This window comes from Micromonospora sp. CCTCC AA 2012012 (genome assembly GCF_040499845.1).
Classification (GTDB): domain Bacteria; phylum Actinomycetota; class Actinomycetes; order Mycobacteriales; family Micromonosporaceae; genus Micromonospora; species Micromonospora mangrovi.
The window spans coordinates 5495652-5513307 of sequence record NZ_CP159342.1 but is presented as its reverse complement, the minus strand read 5'-3'; the positions used below and the strand labels follow the sequence as shown (position 1 = coordinate 5513307).

The following is a 17656-nucleotide window of genomic DNA, read 5'->3' as shown; positions in this document are numbered from 1 at the left end:
TACACATGTTCCATCCACAGCCTGTGGACGGCGAGAGGATCGGATGAGTTACCAGCTCAGCGCGGTGGTGGCCGACGTGGAGCTGCTCCGTGAGCAGACCGCCGGGCTGGACCACGCGGTGCTCGGCGCGTTGCGACAGGACTTCGCGCTGCTGCCGGTGACGACGCAACTGGTCGAGGAGCTGACCGGCGCGCTGCCGGACTTCGCGACCGGGGAGCCGTCGGCCGAGCAGCCGTTCCAGCTCGTCCTCTCGCCGCTGCTGGCGGAGCTGCTGGCCGGCTGGTCGCGGCGGGGACCGGTGGCCTATCTGGAGGCGGAGTTCGCCGGCGGGCTGGGCCACCAGGCATCGGCGGTGTGGCTGGGCGGCGAACTGAGCTGGGGTCCCTGCTTCGACGACACCCTGGACCGGCCGCGTGAGCAGTGGCCGATCAACGAGGCGCTCGCCCGGCTGGGAGCCGAGCCGGGGCCGTGGATCGACCCGTTCGCCGAACTCGGCCTGCACCTGGAACGGGACACGGCCGGCTGGCTGGCGCACGGCCGGCGCGGCCTGTCCGCCGACTACTGGGACGAGCTGGCCGAGGAGTGGGAACTCCACCAATCCGGCCGACACCAGCAACCTGATCGCCCCGGTCCCGTTGGGGACTGGGGGATTCCATGAAATTGCGACAATTTGCTTTTATTGCCACGCTGGTGGTGGCTGCCTCGATCGCCGGCAGCGCGCCACGTCCACCCGGCTCGGTGGTGCCCACCGGCGGCGAGGTGATGGACCTGCGGGGGCTGCGCGACGCCGAGTTCGGCGACAGCGAGGCCGAGCTGACCGACCGGGGCATGCTCCGCACCGACGTCGACGCGTGCGGCCCGACACTCGCCGGTCCCGGCGAGGTCAGCCCGATCTTCGTCGACGACCGGCTGGTGCTGCTCTGGGTCGACGACGAGGTCAGCACGCCGGAAGGGATAACGGTCGGCACCCCGATCGAACAGGTCTGGGCCAGCTATCCGTCGGTCACCGAGCTGCGGGCGCCGCGCGGGACGTACCGGTTCGACGGACTGCTCGCCCGCACCGGGGACCGCGCGTACCTCTTCCTGCACGACGGCCGGACGGTCCGCAACACCGTCGCCGGATACGCCGACTGGGCCCGCCGCCTCTTCGAGGAGGGCTACGGTCCGTGTTGAGCGGCCTGCCGAAAACGACGAAGCGCCCGGGAGTTCCCGGGCGCTTCGGTCGGCGGTGGCGGCGGGATTTGAACCCGCGGAGGGCGTAAACCCTCACACGCTTTCGAGGCGTGCTCCTTAGGCCACTCGGACACGCCACCGCCGACGAGGGTACAGGACCCCGGGTTGGGACGCCGAACCGGTATCCCCGACGTCGGCCTGGCAGGATCTTTGCCATGAGTACGCACATCGGCGCTAAGCCGGGAGAGATCGCCGAGCGGGTCCTGATGCCGGGCGACCCGCTGCGGGCCAAGTGGATCGCGGAGACCTACCTCGAGGGCGCCACCTGCTACTCGACGGTCCGCGGCATGCTGGGCTTCACCGGGCGCTGGAACGGCGTCGAGGTCTCCGTCCAGGGTTCCGGCATGGGCATGCCCTCCGCCTCCATCTACGCCCACGAGCTGATCAACGAGTACGGCGTGAAGACGCTGATCCGGGTCGGCTCCTGCGGGGCCCTCACCGAGGAACTCCAGCTGCGCGACGTGGTCGCCGCGATCGGGTCCTCCACCGACTCGAACATGAACCGGATGCGCTTCGACGGGCTGATCGACTACGCCCCGGTCGCCGACTTCGGGCTGCTGCGTACCTCGGTCGAGGTGGCCGAGCGGCGCGGCATCAGCATGCACGTCGGACCGATCCTGGCGGCGGACGCCTTCTACACCGACCGGCCGGACCTCTACGACACCCTCGCCGACTACGGCGTCCTGGCGGTGGAGATGGAGTCGGCGGCGCTCTACACGATCGCGGCCCGGTTCCGGGCCCGGGCGCTGACCATCCTCACCGTCAGCGACCACATCAAGACCGGCGAGAAGACCACCTCGCAGGAGCGGGAGCAGACCTTCGGCCAGATGGTCGAGATCGCCCTCGACACGGTCATCGCCTGACCGTCAGGTGTCATCGGGGCCCCTTCCGGCACGGGAGGGGCCCCTCCTCATCTGAAGAAGGCGCGCAGCAGCGCGGCGCTCTCCGTCTCCAGCACGCCGCCGTACACCTCGGGGCGGTGGGTGAGGCGGCGGTCGCGCAGCACGTCCCAGAGCGAGCCGACGGCGCCGGTCTTCGGCTCCCACGCGCCGAAGACCACCGTCGAGATCCGGGCCAGCGAGATCGCGCCCGCGCACATCGTGCACGGCTCCAGGGTGACCACCAGCGTGCAGCCCTCCAGCCGCCAGCGGCCCAGCCGCTCGGCGGCGCGGCGCAGCGCCAGCACCTCGGCGTGCGCGGTCGGGTCCCCGGTCAGCTCCCGCTCGTTGCGCCCGACGGTCAGTTCCGCGCCGTCGGGGCCGTAGAGCACCGCGCCGACCGGGATGTCCTCGACGGCGTCCGGACCGGTCGTGCCGACCGTGTCCGGGCCGGTGACGGCGACCTCCAGGGCCCGCCGCATCCAGCGTTCGTGCCGCTGCCGCCGGCCGGCACCGTCGGGATCGGCCAGCCCTTCCTGGGCGCCCGGACCGACCCGGCCGGTCGCGCCGGGCGTGGGCTGGCCCGGGCGTACGGTCTCCAGCGCTGGGTCGGTGACGTCGGCCGGTTCCCCACCGACGGGTCCGAACGCGGGCGGCTCAGACCTCACGCAGCTCCTCGACCTCGTCGGCGCAGCCGAGCAGTTGGCAGATCTCCGCGGTGACGTCGCCCGGCAGCATGCCCTCGTGGGCGCAGAGGTTCAGCAGTTTCTGGGCGGAGATGCCCAGGTCGGCGAGGATGTCGGCGTCACCGACCGGGTCGGCCTCCGGGTCCACCGCCGGCTGCTCGGTCTCGTCGTCGCCGCCGCTGGCCGGGCGCGGCTCGTCGCCGTCCTCGATCCCGGTGACCGACGTCTTCAGGTCACCGACCAGCAGGGCGCCCAGCCGGGACTCCTCCGCGTACGCGGAGTCCGAACCGAAGATCCGCAGGTCCTCGCCGTCGTCCAGGCGCAGGATCACCAGGTACGCGTCGTCGGCCTCGACGAAGAGCAGCGACAGGTCGGCGTCCAGCTCGACGTCGCGCAGCCGGTCGGCGACCTCGTCGATGTCGGTGACCCCCCGCAGGTTCACCTCCGCGGCGGTCCAGCCGCCCTCGTCGCGCGCCACGGCAGCAGCGAAGTACGACACGGTCCCCCCAAAATGGCCTCGGCAGCACGCCGACTCGTTACGCGTGCACGTTAACCGGTCGCGTCGGCGGGCGACCGGTCAACGCCCCGAAGGGCCGGCCAATCCCGGAGAAAGTGGCTCGACCCGCGATGGTCGTCGGGTGGCGATGAGCTGCCGCAGCTGCTCGGTACGGACCCGCTGTGGCCGGTTGCGCTGACGTACCGTGCGCGCCCCGGCCAACTCGGCGAGGAGTTGCAGGCGGCGGCGGCATCGCTCGGGGTCGAGCTGCGGTGTGTCCCAGGCCATATTGCGAGCGTGGACCGTCACAGCGGGTACGTCAAGACGGTCTTCGCTGCGCAGCGGAACCGACACTCCACGTCACCAGAGTGGCCAGTCGCCGGACTGCGCCCAGCGCACCGCGAGCACCGCCGCGGCGATGCTCCAGCCGCCCGCGGTGACGATGGCGATCCCGGTCGCCACGCCCCGGTCGCCGTACCGGACGAGGGTCAGGGCGACCAGCCAGGCCAACCCGCCGGCCACCACCGTCCACCACGCGTAGCTCGGCACGTCGTGCCCCAGCAGGCCGAACACGATCAGCCAGAGGGCGGTCAGCCCGCCACCCGCGGCCACGCCGCCGCCGCTGACCGGGTGCGGCTCGCGCCAGGTGGGTCGGGCCGGCGGCCCGGACGGGAAGAGCCCCGACGGGGTGCGCGGCATCGGGCGGGCCTCGCCGGGCGAGGGTTCACCGGGCACGGCGTTCCAGTTCATCGCCCCTGCTCCCTTCACGGACCGTACCCGACACACGGCGACGGACGATGACGCAGAGCGACTGTCCGGGTGTCGACGCGGTGCCACGCCATTCGGCTTTCGTCCCTACGGTAGTGGTCTGTCAGGATGTCCGGATGCGCTCGCGATCGATCGGACGCCGCCGCGCGCGTTCGGCGTACCCGGTCCTGCTGCTGCTCGCCCCGGCGCTGGTCGCCGGTTGCGCGTCCGGCGCCCGCCCCTCGGCGTCGCCGTCGAACGTCTGGGACGGCCCGTCGGCCGTGGCGACGGCGGAGCAGCCCGCCCCCACCGAGGCGACGCCGACCCCGGGCGCGGCTTCCCCGTCGCCGGCACCGACCCGTACCGACCTGCGCCACGTCTTTCCCGTCAGGGCCGACAACGTCGCCTACCACCCGACGCACTCCGCGTACCCGGGGACGGACATCTTCGCCGACTGCGGCGAGCCGGTCGTCGCGGTGACCGACGGCAGGATCCTCGAGGTCAGCCGGGTGGACCGGTTCGACAAGCGCGGCCCGTTGGGGCCGTACAACGGGGGGCTCTCGGTGTCGCTGCTGGGCGACGACGGGGTCCGCTACTACGGCTCGCACCTGAGCGCGATCGCCACCGGGATCGACGCCGGCGTACGGGTGCGCGCCGGTCAGCAGCTCGGCCGGGTGGGCCACACCGGGAACGCGAACAACGTCTGCCACCTGCACTTCGGCCTCTCCCCGGCGTGCCGTGGCCACGACGACTGGTGGATCCGGCGCGGGGTGATCTGGCCGGCCCGTTACCTGGACTCGTGGCGGAAGCGGGGCAACCGGGCACCCGGCCCCGAGGTGGTGGCCTGGCAGCGGAAGCACGGCTGCCCGAAGGCCCCGACCACCACCAGCGGCGCCGGCTGACCGCCGTCCACTCGGGACGGCACACGCCGGGCGTGGGACATCCCGCGAACGTCGGCCGGGGCGCGTAGGTTGCAGGACATGAGCGCCCGGGACCCGATCGCCGACCTGCGCCGGATCGCCTTCCTGCTGGAGCGCGCCAACGAGGCCACCTACCGGGTCCGGGCGTTCCGCTCGGCGGCCACGGCGCTCGCCGCGCTGCCGGCGACCGAGGTGGCCGAACGGGCGCGGACCGGCAAGCTGACCGAGCTGCCCGGGGTCGGTGACGTCACGGCCCGCTGCGTGGCCGAGTCGCTGGCCGGCGAGGAGCCGGTCTATCTGCGCCGACTGGTCGCCACCGAGGGCACCGACCTGGACGCCGCGGCGGCCGCGCTGCGGGAGGCGCTGCGCGGCGACTGCCACACCCACTCCGACTGGTCGGACGGCGGGTCGCCGATCGAGGAGATGGCGCTCGCGGCGGTCGAGCTGGGCCACGAGTACGTGGTGCTGACGGACCACTCCCCCCGGTTGAAGGTGGCCCGGGGTCTCACCGCCGACCGGCTGCGCAAGCAGCTCGACCACGTGGCGGCGGTGAACGACGCGCTGCCGAAGGGCTTCCGCATCCTCACCGGCATCGAGGTGGACATCCTCGCCGACGGTTCGCTGGACCAGGACGAGGAGCTGCTGGCCCGGCTGGACGTGGTGGTCGGTTCGGTGCACAGCGGCCTGAACGACGAGCGGGCGAAGATGACCCGGCGGATGCTGGCCGCGGTGGCGAACCCGCACCTGGACATCCTCGGCCACTGCACGGGTCGGATGGTGGCGTCCCGGCCGGCCGGGGTGAAGGGTCCGGGTGACCGGGCACACCGGCCGCGTACCCGGGCGGAGAGCGACTTCGACGCGGACGCCGTCTTCGCCGCCTGCGCCGAGCACGGCGTCGCCGTCGAGATCAACTCCCGGCCGGAGCGGCAGGATCCGCCGAAGCGGCTGATCCGCCGGGCCCTGGAGGCGGGCTGCCGGTTCGCCATCGACACCGACGCGCACGCGCCCGGCCAGCTCGACTGGCAGCGGTTCGGCTGCGAACGGGCCGCGCTCTGCGGCGTACCGGCCGACCGCGTGATCAACACCTGGAAGGCGGACCGCCTGGTGAAGTGGACCCACACCCGCCGCTGACCCGTGACCCGCCCGGGCCGCCCGGGAGCGGGCGGGCCGAGGGTGGGCCGGCCGGGAGCGGGCAACCCAAGGGCGGGCCGGCCGGGAGCGGGTGGGTCAGGGGCGGGCGGCCGGTTCGACGGCGGGCACGGCCGGCGTGGCGGCGCTGACCGGGGTGGCCGGGCGTCGGCGGCGGCCGACGACGCCCTGGGCGACCGCCACGCCGAGCAGCACGACGAGCGCACCGACCGGCTGGTGCCAGTTCATCCGCTCGCCGAGCACCACGGCCCCGACCAGCACCGCGAAGACCGGGATCAGGTAGGTCACCGTGGAGGCGGTGCTCGCGCCCGCCACCCGGATGTTCCGCAGGTTGATCACGAAGGCCAGCCCGGTGCCGAGCGCGCCGAGCGCCAGCACGCTGCCGACCACCCGGGCGGAGAGCCCGGTCGGCATCGGCGGGGCGCCTGCCACCAGCGGCGCCACCACCGCGAGCTGCGCGGTCGCCACCAGCAGCTGCGCCGCCGAGAGGGAGAGCCCGGAGTACGCGCTGCCGGCGACGAACTTCTTCTGGTACGGGATGGCCACGCCGTAGCAGGCCGCCGCGCCCAGACACATGAGCTGGCCGGTGAAGTGCGACCCGCCCACGCCCTCCCAGACACCCAGCACCACCAGCACGCCGAGGAAGCCCAGCCCCAGCCCGACGCCACGCCGCACGGTCAACCGCTCGGTGCGGAACACCAGCACCGCCAGCGGCAGCACGATCAGCGGGGTGGTGGCGTTCCAGATGCCCGCCAGCATCGACTCGACCCGCTGCTCACCGAAGCCGAAGAGGGTGAACGGGATCGCCACGCCGAACGCGGCGACGACCACCATGTGCCCCCACACGCGGGGCTCGCGGGGCAGTCGGTCGCGGAGCACGGCGAGCACCACCAGCAGGGTCGCCGCGCCGGTCGCCACCCGGTAGAGGGTGAGGTGCAACGGGTGCAGCTCGGCGACCGCCACCTTGATGAAGAGGAAGCTGGAACCCCAGATCACGCCGAGCGCCAGGAACCCGGGCAGCCAGCTGCGCAGCGGCGCCCGGTCAGGAGTGAAGTCCGTTGTCACCCCTGACACTCTGCCCCACCCGTACGACGAAGTCCCGCGAAAATCAGACGCCGTGTCGACCACCACAGCAGCCGCCTTACCTGGGAGGCGTTGACCAGCTCAGGAGGTGGGCGGGATGGCCGTGCCACAGGGGTTCGACCCGTCGTACGACCTGGACGGCGAGTGTGGGTCCCCGCGCAGTACTGCACCATGGCGGTGGAGTTCGTCTCTCCCGCGAGCCGACAGCAGGACTTCGTCGACAAGCCGCGCCGCTGTGCCGAGAGCGGTGTGCCGTTTCCGATCGACTTTTATCCGGCGGAGCTGCTGCCCTGAACACGGCGGACAGGCACGGCAAACAGGGTCGACAGCGGGGCACCCGGTTCCCGTAGTGTCACAGCGTGGGACGAATCGATGACCTCGCCAACCGTTATGTGGCCGACTGGGCGCCGCTGAGCCCGACCGGCGCCACCTACGTCGGCATCGCCGGCTACGACGACCAGCTCGACGACCTCTCCCCGGACGGCTACGCGGCCCGCGCCGAGCTGGTCCGGCGCACCCTGGCCGACCTCGACGTGACCGAGCCGGACTCGGAGTCGGAGCGGACCGCCAAGGAGGCCATGCAGGAGCGCCTCGGTCTGGAGCTCGCCCGGCACGAAGCCGGCGAGACCACCAGCGAGGTGAACGTGATCGCCAGTGGGCTGCACGAGATCCGCATGGTCTTCGACCTGATGCCGACCGAGGGCGACGACGCGAAGGCCAACGTCGCAGCCCGGCTCAACAAGTTCGCCGGGGCGCTGGAGGGCTACAAGACGACCCTGCGGGAGGCGGCGGCCGCCGGTCGGGTGAGTTCCCGGGTGCAGCTGGTCGAGGTCGCCAAGCAGTGCGACGTCTGGACCGACCCGGCCGGCGACAACTTCTTCCACGGCCTCGTCGAGCGGCTCGGGGCGGACGGCACGCTCGGCGCCGAACTGCGCAAGGGTGCCGCCGCGGCCACCGCCGCCACCGCCGGCTTCGGCGAGTTCCTCCGTACCGAGCTGGCCCCGCAGGGTCGGGAGAAGCAGGCCGCCGGCCGGGAGCGGTACGAGCTGGCCTCCCAGTACTTCCTCGGCGCGAAGGTCGACCTGGACGAGACGTACGCCTGGGGTTTCGCGGAGCTGGCCCGGCTCGAGGCCGAGATGCGGACGGTGGCCGGTCGGATCGCGGGTCCCGGCGCCACGGTCGACGAGGCCGTCGCGAAGCTGGACGCCGACCCGGCCCGGACGATCCAGGGCAAGGAGGCGTTCCGGGACTGGATGCAGGCGCTCGCCGACAAGGCGATCAGCGAGCTGCACGGCACCCACTTCGACATCCCGGAGCAGGTCCGCCGGATCGAGTGCTGCCTCGCCCCGACGAGCGACGGGGCCATCTACTACACCGGCCCCAGCGAGGACTTCTCCCGCCCGGGGCGGATGTGGTGGGCGGTGCCGCAGGGCATCACCGACTTCTCCACCTGGCGCGAGGTGACCACGGTCTATCACGAGGGCGTGCCGGGTCACCACCTCCAGGTCGCGCAGACGGCGGTCCGCGCCGAGCTGCTCAACCGCTGGCAGCGACTGCTCTGCTGGGTCTCCGGGCACGGTGAGGGCTGGGCGCTCTATTCGGAGCGGCTGATGGACGACCTGGGCTATCTGGAGGACCCGGGCGACAAGCTCGGCATGCTGGACGGGCAGGCGTTCCGCGCGGCCCGGGTGATCGTCGACATCGGCATGCACCTGGAGCTGGAGATCCCGAAGGACAACCCGTTCGGTTTCCACCCGGGCGAGCGCTGGACGCCGGAGCTGGGCTGGGAGTTCATGCGGGCGCACTGCCGCGTGCCGGACGAGAACCTGCGCTTCGAGCTGAACCGCTACCTGGGCTGGCCGGGGCAGGCGCCGTCGTACAAGGTGGGCGAGCGGATCTGGTTGCAGGCCCGGGAGGAGGCGAAGGCCCGCAAGGGTGCCGACTTCGACCTGAAGGAGTTCCACCGCCAGGCGCTCGACCTGGGCTCGCTGGGACTGGACCCGCTGCGTCGGGCGCTGGCCCGGCTCTGAGGTGATGGGACCGGGGGCGGGCGGATCGGCCCGCCCCCGGTGCCCGGTGGTGGTGGGACGAGGTCAGACGAGGCTGAGTTCCAGCGCGGGCCGGGCGGTCAGCGTGTCGGAGTCGACGAAGGCCAGGTCGATCACCGGGTCGGTGAAGGTGATCGGGATCGGCGAGGTGATCGGGATGCCGTTCGGGAACGGCAGCTCCGGCGTCAGCGTGATCTTGATGCCGAGCAGTCGACCGACGAACCGGGTGGCATAGAAGGCCACGTCGCCCTGCACGGTCAGCCGGTCGGTCGCGTACTTCTGGTGTCGCCCGGCGGGGCCGTCGGCGACCAGCACGAAGTCGTCGGTCACCGCCTTGGCCATGCTGAACTTCAGCGCCTTCAGGGTGCCGTTCGCGGTGGGCAGCTCGACGATCCCGTCGAACCGCAGCCGGGTCATGGTGACCTTCGAACCGGTCAGTTTGGACGGCTGCTGCGCCACCTTCGGCTGCCCCGGCTCGGGGGCGATCTTCGGCATCATCCGACCCGGCTGGACGGTCCCGGGCCGGCTCGGCTTCACCGGCGGGCAGCCGGTCGGGGCACTGCCCGGGCGGGTGGCGGTGGGTGTGGGTCGCGCCGGAGCCGAGGCCGAGGCGCGGGGCGTCGCGGTGGCGCTGGGGCTGGGACTCGGCGTCGGGGTCGCGGTCCGCCGACCGCCGGTGAGCAGGTCCCCGATGCCGTGCAGGATGTCGGTGAGGATGTTGCCGCCCGAGCCGGACGACGGGCTCGGGCCGGCCGTGGGCGTGGGCGTGGCGGAGGGCGTGCCACGACCGGTCGAGGTGGACGGCGTGGGCGTGCCGGACGGCTTCGGGGCGCCCCGGGTGGGCGTGGGGCAGGCGGTCGGCGCGGTGACGGGTGCCGCCGCGGCGGCCTGCACCGGCGCCGGTCGGGCGATCATCAGGCCGCCGGCGGAGAGGCCGAGCACCACCAGCACCACCCCGAGGTGGCGGGGATCCGGGTGTCCCCCGGTGCCGGTCGCCGGACCGGGGGCACCGGACGCGGGTGGGACGGCACCCGCGCCCGGTGCCACCGGAGACCATGTCGGCGGCGCCTCGTCGCGCGGCCGGGGTACGTCCCGCTCGGGCAGCAGTTCGTCCATCAGGTCGCCGCGGGCGACCCCGGTCGGCTCGTCCGAGCCGGTCAGCGAGGCCGTTCCGGCGACGTCGCCGGCAACGGCCCGGGCGGGGGCGGGCCGGTTGATCGGGGCCCAGGCGAAGGCCATGGCGCTGCCGACCAGACCGAGCAGCAGGCCGAGGAAGAATCCGCCGAGGTTGAGGCCCATCAGCGAATAGATCGTGGTGACCGTCGCGACGATCGAGTAGAAGAGCCGCTGCGCCGGACTGAGCCAGAGCAGCAGCCCGCAGGTCACCAGGATGATCGGGATGAGCAGGGAGTACAGACCGGTCGCTCCGCTGTGGAAGCTCAGTCCGTTGAGCGTCACCCGGGTGGAGGCGAACATCTCCACGCCGGCCAGCACGACGAAGAGGCCGCCCCAGAACGGCCGGCTCCGCCGCCAGCGGCGGAAGCCCTGCCACGCCCGGCCGACGCCACCGGCGCGGACGTGTTGCGGATCGGCGGTTGTCACGTACTCCTCCTGGCGGAGCTGGGGGACGAGGGACCAGCGGGCGGCCCGCGGCGGTTGCGCGCCGCGGGCCGCGGCTCAGCTCAGAAGCACTCCTTGTCCTTCGCGGCGTCCCCGACGTTGACCTTCAGCCGCAGTCCGGTGAGGTTGAAGGTGGCGGCGGTGGTGTAGCGGGACACCTGCCGCAGGCCGAGGACCGTGACGTGCTCGGAGTTCTGACCGAACGACCCGGCCTGCGCCGTCGGGTTCAGGTCGGTGGCGTCCCGACCGATCTTGATGTTGGTGAAGGTCGCGTTCCCCTCCAGGCTGTCCATCGCGATCAGCAGGTCCTTGGCGGTCGCCGGGTCCTTGTCGCCGGCGTTGATGGTGAGGACCACCGGCAGGCCGGGCAGGTCCGCCCGGACCGACTGGCAGAGCTTGTACAGTTCGGCGCTGCTGATCTCGGAGAGGGCGATGGGGTGGACCTTGCCGTTCTTCTCCTTGACGATGCCGCCGTACTGCTTGAAGCCGTCACCCTCCAGCCGCTCGGCGCCGATCTTGAAGGTCTGGCCGGAGACGGTGATGTCGGAGGCGATGGCACCGCTCTGCATGCCGAACAGAATGGCGCCGACGGCTGCGGTCGCGGGCACCATCATCGCGGCGAACCGCCACCACCGGGTACGCCCCGGGTTGTCGATCGGATCCTGCACGGCTTCCTCCTCGGGTGGGGGCTGGCGCTCTTCGGGGTGGCCGGTGGACGGTGGCGGCCCCGGGCCGGGCCGCAGCACCTGTTACCGGCGGGTAACGAACGTGCGGCCTGATGGTGCACCCGGTGAGGCGCGGGTCACAAGCCCCCGCCTACTGGTCGGTAACCCGGCGATCGGCCGACCCGCCGCCGAGTTCACCCTGCGTGCACCGCCGCCACCAGGGAAAAGGGTGCTGATGCGGGCGAACCACCTCGCCACGGATCACGCTGCGCAGCTAAACCATCGACACGTTACGATTCCGTAACGGACGCTGAGCGTGACGGCGGAAACGCGAAGGGCGGGCCGACCACCGGTCGACCCGCCCTTGGAGTACGCGCTACGTCGTCAGCGCCGCTCGGTCTCGTCCTCGTCGGCACCCGACCGCTGGGTCGGCACCGTCGGCTCCTCCTCGGCACGCCAGTTCGTCGTCGCCGGTGGGATCTCGTCGCTCAACGGGCCACCCTCGTGCTCCACCGTCGGCTGCTCGGCGGTGTCCCGCTCGTCCGTCGCGTCGACGACCGCCGGAGCGGCACCGCCGGCGGACGCCGCGGCGAGGCGGTGCCGGGCGGCCGAGTCGGCGTTGCTGCGGAGCACCAGCAGCAGCCCCGCGGCCAGAGCCAGCAGGCCCAGCACGCCCGCCCCGATCGGCACGTACGTGCGGACCATGCCGATCTTGAAGCGGTTGTCCTTCGCCGTCTTCACGCTGTTGGCGACGGTGTCCGGGGTGTAGCGGAAGTCCGCGTCGAGCAGCACCGTGGCCGCACCGGTGTCCGGCTGGAACTCCTTGTGCTGCTGCTCCCGCAGGTCGAGGTAGGCGCCGGTGACCGGGTCCACCCAGAGCGTCCGGGTGTTGCTGTAGACCACCTTGCCGCTGGTGGCGGTGGGGGCGAACCGGTTGATCAGCGTCTTGAGGCTGCTCTCCGGGGTGTTCAGCGTCTCGTTCTCGATCTTCTGCTCGAAGCGGTACGCCTCGATGCCCTTGACGTTCTCCGTACCGGTGAACTTCGCCGGCGTGGACCGCTTCAGATCACGGTCGAAGACGTCGTAGTCCTTCTTCTTCGTGTCGAAGGGGAACTTGTAGATCTGCCCCTCGTACGACACGTTGCCGACCGGCGTCTTGTCCTCGCCGGTCTCGTTCAGCCACTGCTCGCTCCAGTCGACGGCGGCACCGCTGGCCCGGTCGAGCGCGAGTTCGGTGCTGTACTGGCTGAACACCTCGTCGTTCGCGCTGTTCTTCACCGTCTGGAACACGTCCCAGACGACCGCCTTGCCGGCGAGGTCCTTGGGCAGCAGGTCGGCCGTGTCCTCGGGCTGCGGAATCACCTCCACGCTGGAGAGCAGCGTCGCCTGCGGCACCTCGATGCTGACCGAGTCGCCCGAGACCGTGACCTTGAGGGCGCGGGCGTTGACGGCCTCCGCCTTCGAGGTCGTCCTGGCGAGATCATAAGGAAGCTTGGTCACCGCGGGGCCGATGTACAACGGCAGCCCGATCGCGACAACCAGCAACAAGACGCCGAGCCCAAAGAGCGCGGCGCCCACACGAAGCTTCACTCATCCTCCTGTAACCTGCCGCCCCGACGCCTGTCGTACGGGCCGTTCGATCCCTAACATGGCGGGAGGTTACCGCCCGGTCACCTGTATTACGACCCCCTGGATGTCCAGATGTCATCAGCCGCCGTGTCATCGGCACCGGAGCCTACGGGCGGTGGCCGGCTGCCCGCTCTCGACGCGCTCCGCGCGATCGGCGCGATCGCGGTGGTGCTGCACCACGTCGGTTTCCACACCGGCGCGACCGGCAACGCCGAGTGGGGTGGCTGGCTGGCGCGGATGGACGTCGGGGTCGCCATCTTCTTCTCGCTCTCCGGCTTCCTGCTCTTTCGGCCCTGGGCGCTCAGCGTGGCGACCGGCCGACCGCGACCGAGGACCGGGCGCTACCTGTGGCGGCGCGGACTGCGGATCCTGCCGGCGTACTGGCTGACGGTGCTGGTCTGCCTGGTCGTGCTGCCGCAGAACCGACCCGCCCCGCTCGCGGACTGGCTGCACCACCTGACCTTCACCCAGATCTACGCCCCCGGACTGCTGCGCAACGGGCTCAGCCAGACCTGGAGCCTCGCCACCGAGGTCGCGTTCTATCTGATCCTGCCGTTGGTCGCGGTCCCGATGGCCGGCCGGACCTGGCGACCCGTCCGGACCGTGCTCGCCGCCTGCGGCGGACTGCTCGTCACGGCCGGCTGGCTGGTGGCGATGGCCCTCGGCTGGCTCGACATGGGACTGCACACCACCTGGCTGCCCGCGTACGCCGGCTGGTTCGGCGCCGGCATGGCGCTCGCCGCGGCGCACGTGGCACTGCGTACCGGCACCGCCCCGGCCGCCTTCCGGATCCTCGACGACCTCGCCGCCGCCCCGATCGCCTGCTGGGCGGCGGCGGTCGGTCTGCTCGCGATCGCCACCACCCCGGTGGCCGGCCCGCGGGACCTCACCGAGCCCTCCCCGGCGGCGTTCGCCGTGAAGCTCACCCTCTATCTGGCGGTCGCGGTGCTGATCCTGGTGCCGGTCGCGTTCGGCCCGCCGAGCCGGGTCAAGGTGGCGCTGGGCGCGCCTCCCGCCCGCTGGCTCGGCACGGTGTCGTACGGGCTCTTCCTCTGGCACCCGCTGGTGCTCGAACTGATCTATCTGGTGGACGACCGGCCCCTCTTCACCGGCGGCCTGGTCAGCACCTTCGCGCTCACCATGGCCGGCGGCCTGCTCTACGCCGCGGTCAGCTACTACGGCGTCGAACACCCGCTCCAGCAGCTCGGCAGCCAGCGCCGCCCGCGCCGGGCGGCGGCACCCGAGGCGGACCGGACGGTGCCGGCGATCAGCACCGCACGCTGACCAGCGCTGGCTCAACGGCCATTGCCCCCGCCGACGGTTGCCCCTAGTGTGACGCGGGTCGCTTTGTTACCTGAGAGTAAGGATCGGCGTGGACAATGCCTGCGCTGGACGAAACGTGCTGTTCCTGAACTGGCGGGACACACGTAACCCCGAGGGCGGCGGCTCCGAGGTCTACGTCGAACGGGTCGCCGCCGAGCTCGTCGCCCGTGGGCACCGCGTCACGATCTTCTGCGCCGCGCACCGTGCCGCGCCCGCCGAGGAGACCAACGCCGACGGCGTACGGCTGGTCCGCCGCGGCGGCCGGCACACGGTCTACGCCTGGGCCGCGCTCTGCTACCTCGCCGGGATCGTCGGCCTCGGCCCGCTGTCGGCCCGACGCTCCGGCCGCCGCCCGCAGGTGCTGGTGGACGTCTGCAACGGCCTGCCCTTCCTCTCCCCGCTCTGGACCCGCCGACCGGTGCTCAACCTGGTCCACCACGTGCACCGGGAGCAGTGGCCGGTGGTGCTCGGCCGGTGGGCGGCCCGGTTCGGCTGGTGGGTGGAGTCGTGGCTCGCCGTCCGGGTCTACCGGAACTGCCGCTACGTCACCGTCTCCGAGGCCACCCGCACCGAGCTGGCGACGCTCGGGGTGACCACGGAACGCGTCACGGTGGTCCACAACGGCACCCCGGAGCTGCCCCGCACCGACACGCCCCGGGCGTCGTACCCGCTGCTGGTGGCGCTCGGCCGGCTGGTCCCGCACAAGCGGGTCGAGGTGGCCCTGAAGGCGGTCGCCGAGCTCGCCGACGAGCTGCCCGGGCTGCGGCTCGTGGTCGCCGGGCAGGGCTGGTGGGAGCCGCACCTGCGCCAGGTCGCCGACGAGCTGGGCATCGCCGACCGGGTCGAGTTCCGGGGCTTCGTGACGGAGGAGGAGAAGGCATCCCTGCTGGCCGCGGCCTGGGTGGCGCTGACCCCCTCGCTCAAGGAGGGCTGGGGACTGACCATCGTGGAGGCCGGCGCGGCCGGCACCCCGACGGTGGCGTTCCGGGACGCCGGGGGTGTCGCCGAGGCGATGGTCGACGGAGTCAGCGGACTGCTCGCCGAGGACGTCGACGACTACGTCGCCAAGGTGCGGCAGCTGCTCTGCGACGACACCGCGCGGGAGCGGATGGGGGCGGCGGCCCGCGAGCACGCCGCGTCGTTCACCTGGCCGGCGGCCGGGGAACGCTTCGCGGCCCTGGTCACGGCGGGTGCCGTGGCCAGGGCCGGTGAGCGGCCGGTGGAGGCCTGTTACCTGGTGCCGTAGATGATGGGGGTGTAGGGGTCGGGCTTGCCCGCCCGCTGGGCCGCCTCACGGGCGCTCTTGGCGCTCTCCTTCGCCTCGGCGGCGCTGGAGGTGGCGGCTGCGGCGAGCCCGCCCAGCGCCAGGACCCCGAGCAGTGCAGCTACCAGGCCCGACACCAGCAGCGTGAGGGCTTTGCGCATGCCAATCCTCCCCTGTCGAAACAATGCGAGCGGGACGTTACCACCTGGTAGCCCGTCGGCGTAGCGCCGAAAGGGCAGCAAAACCCACCACCAGGAGGGCGGTGCCGAGGGCGGCGACCACCGCCCATCGCGCTGGTCCCGGGCCCTCCGCGGGGGCCCCGACGGGCCCGCTCGGATCGCGGTAGAGCGTCAGCGACGGTCCCTCGTGGACCTTCTCCAGTCCGGTCAGCCAGGCGGGGTCGACCGCGCCGCCGGAGCCGTGCTGGACCACCACCCACCGCACGCCCGTACCGGCCACCGGCCGGCCGTCCCGGAGCAGTCGTCGCAGCTCCCCGACCCGGCGGTTCTCCCCGGCCACGGTCACCCCACCGACCGGAAGGGTGTCGTCGGTGAGCACCTCGGCGGAGAGGTAGCGGGGCAGTGGGTCCAGCACCACCCGGCCGGCGTTCCACGGGTACGCCCGGTAGGCGGAGAGCGGAAGGGCCAGCACGACCCCCGGCTCGTCGGCGGTGAGCACGGCGACCCGGTGCCAGTCGGCCGGATAGCTGACCGGCCGCAGCCGACCGGCGCCACCGAAGGCGAGGTCCGGCAGCACGGCCACCGGCAGCAGCACCGCCCCGCCCAGCACCAGCGCCGCCAGGTCCCGGTCCCACCGGGCCACCAGGCGCTCCACGCCGAGCGCGGCGCAGAGCACCAGCGGCAGGACGTAGCCGGCGAGGAACTTCTGACCGTCGCGGAGCAGCCCGGCGCCCGGCACGTGCAGCACCGCCCAGCGCAGCACGTCCGCCGCGACCGGCAGCGTCCCCAGCGCGGCCAGCACGAAGCCGCCCCCGGCGAGCACCCCCAGCCGCAGCGCCACCCCCGGGGGCAGCCGCCGGCGCAGCGGGCCGGCACCGAACGCGGCCACCGCCAGCAGGACCAGCGTCGCCAGCGGGACCAGGGCGGCCGACCGGCTGCCCGGGGTGGCCTGCGCGCTCCAGATCCCCCCGGTGCCGGCGAGCGCCGCGAGCGGTCCGGCCCAGTTCTCCGCCCGGGCGGCGAAGGCGGCCACCCCGGCCGGGTCGGAGGTGCCGCCCGCCCCGGTCGTCAGGGCCGCCACCAGCCACGGCGCGTTCAGCGCCAGCAGCGCGCCCAGCGCGAGGAGCGACGACCGTGGCCGCCCGCGCACCGGGACCAGCAGGGCCACCGTCGCGAACGCGAGCAGGCCGCCGGTCGGGGTGAGCGCGGCGGGTGCGGCGGCGAGCACCAACCGGGGCAGCGCGCCGGCCCGGCCCGCCCGCAGCCCCAGCGCCGCCCGCACGATCCAGGGCAACGCGGCGTACGCCAGCAGCAGCCCCCACTGACCGATCAGCAGCCGTTCCGCCAGGTACGGCGTCCACGCGTACCCGACCGCGGCGAGCACCCGGACGGCCCGCCGCCGGGTCGGCACCAGGTGACCGGCGCCGACGGCGGCGAGGACCACCGCCCCGGCCAACGCCAGCCGCTGCACCAGCCACCCCGGCACGACCTGGGTGACCAGGGAGACCACCGCGTCCATCGGCACGGCCCGGGGCAGGCTGTCCGCCGGCGCGACGAGTTGCCAGCTCAGCGGCTGCCGCGGCACGAACACCATGTCGTACAGCAGGGCGTAGCCCGGGGCCGCGAGCGGGGCGAGCACCACCGCGGCCACCAGGGCCGCGACGACCCACAACGTCCACCGCTCCCGCCGGGTCGGCCCGGTCAGCTCGGTGGCGTCGGTGGCGGACGGCATCCGC

18 protein-coding genes and 1 tRNA gene are annotated in these 17656 nt (G+C 72.8%); 9 read left to right on the top strand and 10 right to left on the bottom strand.

Features of this window, described 5'->3' with window-relative positions; genetic code table 11:
* The first annotated feature begins 43 nt into the window (after nucleotides 1-43).
* Both ABUL08_RS24750 and ABUL08_RS24745 read left to right on the top strand, forming a co-directional pair.
* The gene (locus ABUL08_RS24750; protein WP_350932366.1) at nucleotides 44-658 is read left to right on the top strand and encodes a hypothetical protein; all 615 of its coding nucleotides are present in this window, start codon (nucleotides 44-46) and stop codon (nucleotides 656-658) included.
* Nucleotides 659-690: 32 nt separating this feature from the next.
* Nucleotides 691-1173 carry a hypothetical protein gene (locus tag ABUL08_RS24745; RefSeq protein WP_377521878.1) on the top strand — a complete coding sequence of 161 codons (483 nt, stop codon included), beginning with the start codon at nucleotides 691-693 and terminating at the stop codon, nucleotides 1171-1173.
* 53 nt (nucleotides 1174-1226) lie between these two features.
* Here the strand turns inward: ABUL08_RS24745 and ABUL08_RS24740 are convergent.
* A tRNA-Ser gene (locus tag ABUL08_RS24740) sits at nucleotides 1227-1313 on the bottom strand.
* 75 nt (nucleotides 1314-1388) lie between these two features.
* Between ABUL08_RS24740 and deoD the strand changes: the two genes are divergently transcribed.
* Nucleotides 1389-2096, top strand: a complete 708-nt coding sequence (gene deoD / locus ABUL08_RS24735; RefSeq protein WP_350932365.1) for a purine-nucleoside phosphorylase — start codon at nucleotides 1389-1391, stop codon at nucleotides 2094-2096.
* Between the two features lie 47 nt (nucleotides 2097-2143).
* Here the strand turns inward: deoD and ABUL08_RS24730 are convergent, their stop codons facing one another.
* From ABUL08_RS24730 to ABUL08_RS24720, 3 genes are all read right to left on the bottom strand, one after another.
* Nucleotides 2144-2593 carry a nucleoside deaminase gene (locus ABUL08_RS24730; protein WP_350938833.1) on the bottom strand — a complete coding sequence of 150 codons (450 nt, stop codon included), beginning with the start codon at nucleotides 2591-2593 and terminating at the stop codon, nucleotides 2144-2146.
* A 175-nt stretch (nucleotides 2594-2768) separates the two neighbouring features.
* A complete protein-coding gene (locus ABUL08_RS24725) occupies nucleotides 2769-3296 on the bottom strand; it encodes a tRNA adenosine deaminase-associated protein (RefSeq protein ID WP_350932364.1) in 528 nt (175 codons plus the stop codon).
* Between the two features lie 357 nt (nucleotides 3297-3653).
* Nucleotides 3654-4043 carry a hypothetical protein gene (locus tag ABUL08_RS24720; RefSeq protein ID WP_377521866.1) on the bottom strand — a complete coding sequence of 130 codons (390 nt, stop codon included), beginning with the start codon at nucleotides 4041-4043 and terminating at the stop codon, nucleotides 3654-3656.
* Nucleotides 4044-4177: 134 nt separating this feature from the next.
* On the opposite strand from ABUL08_RS24720, the gene ABUL08_RS24715 reads away from it, so the two are divergent.
* Both ABUL08_RS24715 and ABUL08_RS24710 read left to right on the top strand, forming a co-directional pair.
* Nucleotides 4178-4942, top strand: coding sequence for a M23 family metallopeptidase (locus tag ABUL08_RS24715; protein ID WP_350932363.1), 765 nt, complete (start codon nucleotides 4178-4180; stop codon nucleotides 4940-4942).
* Nucleotides 4943-5020: 78 nt separating this feature from the next.
* On the top strand, nucleotides 5021-6091 hold the full coding sequence (locus ABUL08_RS24710) for a PHP domain-containing protein (RefSeq protein WP_350932362.1): 1071 nt from the start codon (nucleotides 5021-5023) through the stop codon (nucleotides 6089-6091).
* 96 nt (nucleotides 6092-6187) lie between these two features.
* On the opposite strand, the gene ABUL08_RS24705 is transcribed toward ABUL08_RS24710, so the two are convergent.
* Entirely contained in the window at nucleotides 6188-7174 is a 987-nt protein-coding gene (locus tag ABUL08_RS24705) for a DMT family transporter (protein WP_350932361.1), read from the bottom strand.
* Nucleotides 7175-7336: 162 nt separating this feature from the next.
* Between ABUL08_RS24705 and ABUL08_RS24700 the strand changes: the two genes are divergently transcribed.
* Both ABUL08_RS24700 and ABUL08_RS24695 read left to right on the top strand, forming a co-directional pair.
* On the top strand, nucleotides 7337-7486 hold the full coding sequence (locus tag ABUL08_RS24700; protein ID WP_350932360.1) for a hypothetical protein: 150 nt from the start codon (nucleotides 7337-7339) through the stop codon (nucleotides 7484-7486).
* A 65-nt stretch (nucleotides 7487-7551) separates the two neighbouring features.
* Nucleotides 7552-9222 carry a DUF885 domain-containing protein gene (locus tag ABUL08_RS24695; protein WP_350932359.1) on the top strand — a complete coding sequence of 557 codons (1671 nt, stop codon included), beginning with the start codon at nucleotides 7552-7554 and terminating at the stop codon, nucleotides 9220-9222.
* A 63-nt stretch (nucleotides 9223-9285) separates the two neighbouring features.
* Here ABUL08_RS24695 and ABUL08_RS24690 read toward each other — a convergent pair whose 3' ends face one another.
* The 3 genes from ABUL08_RS24690 to ABUL08_RS24680 all read right to left on the bottom strand — a co-directional run bounded on the left by ABUL08_RS24690 (nucleotide 9286) and on the right by ABUL08_RS24680 (nucleotide 13115).
* Entirely contained in the window at nucleotides 9286-10842 is a 1557-nt protein-coding gene (locus ABUL08_RS24690) for a DUF6114 domain-containing protein (protein ID WP_350932358.1), read from the bottom strand.
* A gap of 80 nt (nucleotides 10843-10922) precedes the next feature.
* On the bottom strand, nucleotides 10923-11528 hold the full coding sequence (locus ABUL08_RS24685) for a DUF6230 family protein (RefSeq protein ID WP_350932357.1): 606 nt from the start codon (nucleotides 11526-11528) through the stop codon (nucleotides 10923-10925).
* A gap of 381 nt (nucleotides 11529-11909) precedes the next feature.
* The gene (locus ABUL08_RS24680; RefSeq protein ID WP_350932356.1) at nucleotides 11910-13115 is read right to left on the bottom strand and encodes a DUF3068 domain-containing protein; all 1206 of its coding nucleotides are present in this window, start codon (nucleotides 13113-13115) and stop codon (nucleotides 11910-11912) included.
* Between the two features lie 111 nt (nucleotides 13116-13226).
* On the opposite strand from ABUL08_RS24680, the gene ABUL08_RS24675 reads away from it, so the two are divergent.
* Together ABUL08_RS24675 and ABUL08_RS24670 are read left to right on the top strand one after the other, a co-directional pair.
* Nucleotides 13227-14438: an acyltransferase family protein gene (locus ABUL08_RS24675; RefSeq protein WP_350932355.1), complete on the top strand. Its 1212-nt coding sequence runs from the start codon at nucleotides 13227-13229 to the stop codon at nucleotides 14436-14438.
* Between the two features lie 88 nt (nucleotides 14439-14526).
* On the top strand, nucleotides 14527-15723 hold the full coding sequence (locus ABUL08_RS24670) for a glycosyltransferase family 4 protein (RefSeq protein WP_377521868.1): 1197 nt from the start codon (nucleotides 14527-14529) through the stop codon (nucleotides 15721-15723).
* On the opposite strand, the gene ABUL08_RS24665 is transcribed toward ABUL08_RS24670, so the two are convergent.
* Nucleotides 15708-15902 carry a hypothetical protein gene (locus ABUL08_RS24665; RefSeq protein ID WP_350932354.1) on the bottom strand — a complete coding sequence of 65 codons (195 nt, stop codon included), beginning with the start codon at nucleotides 15900-15902 and terminating at the stop codon, nucleotides 15708-15710. The two genes, ABUL08_RS24670 and ABUL08_RS24665, sit on opposite strands and share 16 nt — an antisense overlap.
* Nucleotides 15903-15939: 37 nt before the next feature.
* The gene (locus ABUL08_RS24660; protein WP_350932353.1) at nucleotides 15940-17652 is read right to left on the bottom strand and encodes a hypothetical protein; all 1713 of its coding nucleotides are present in this window, start codon (nucleotides 17650-17652) and stop codon (nucleotides 15940-15942) included.
* Nucleotides 17653-17656: the final 4 nt, after the last annotated feature.

What these genes read in the sequence shown, in the direction of transcription:
- ABUL08_RS24720 (WP_377521866.1), bottom strand. Translation starts at nt 4,043, where the DNA reads ATGAACTGGAACGCCGTGCCCGGTGAACCCTCGCCCGGCGAGGCCCGC.
- ABUL08_RS24665 (WP_350932354.1), bottom strand. Translation starts at nt 15,902, where the DNA reads ATGCGCAAAGCCCTCACGCTGCTGGTGTCGGGCCTGGTAGCTGCACTG.
- ABUL08_RS24660 (WP_350932353.1), bottom strand. Translation starts at nt 17,652, where the DNA reads ATGCCGTCCGCCACCGACGCCACCGAGCTGACCGGGCCGACCCGGCGG.
- ABUL08_RS24710 (WP_350932362.1), top strand. Translation starts at nt 5,021, where the DNA reads ATGAGCGCCCGGGACCCGATCGCCGACCTGCGCCGGATCGCCTTCCTG.
- ABUL08_RS24675 (WP_350932355.1), top strand. Translation starts at nt 13,227, where the DNA reads ATGTCATCAGCCGCCGTGTCATCGGCACCGGAGCCTACGGGCGGTGGC.
- ABUL08_RS24715 (WP_350932363.1), top strand. Translation starts at nt 4,178, where the DNA reads ATGCGCTCGCGATCGATCGGACGCCGCCGCGCGCGTTCGGCGTACCCG.
- deoD (WP_350932365.1), top strand. Translation starts at nt 1,389, where the DNA reads ATGAGTACGCACATCGGCGCTAAGCCGGGAGAGATCGCCGAGCGGGTC.
- ABUL08_RS24730 (WP_350938833.1), bottom strand. Translation starts at nt 2,593, where the DNA reads ATGCGGCGGGCCCTGGAGGTCGCCGTCACCGGCCCGGACACGGTCGGC.
- ABUL08_RS24750 (WP_350932366.1), top strand. Translation starts at nt 44, where the DNA reads ATGAGTTACCAGCTCAGCGCGGTGGTGGCCGACGTGGAGCTGCTCCGT.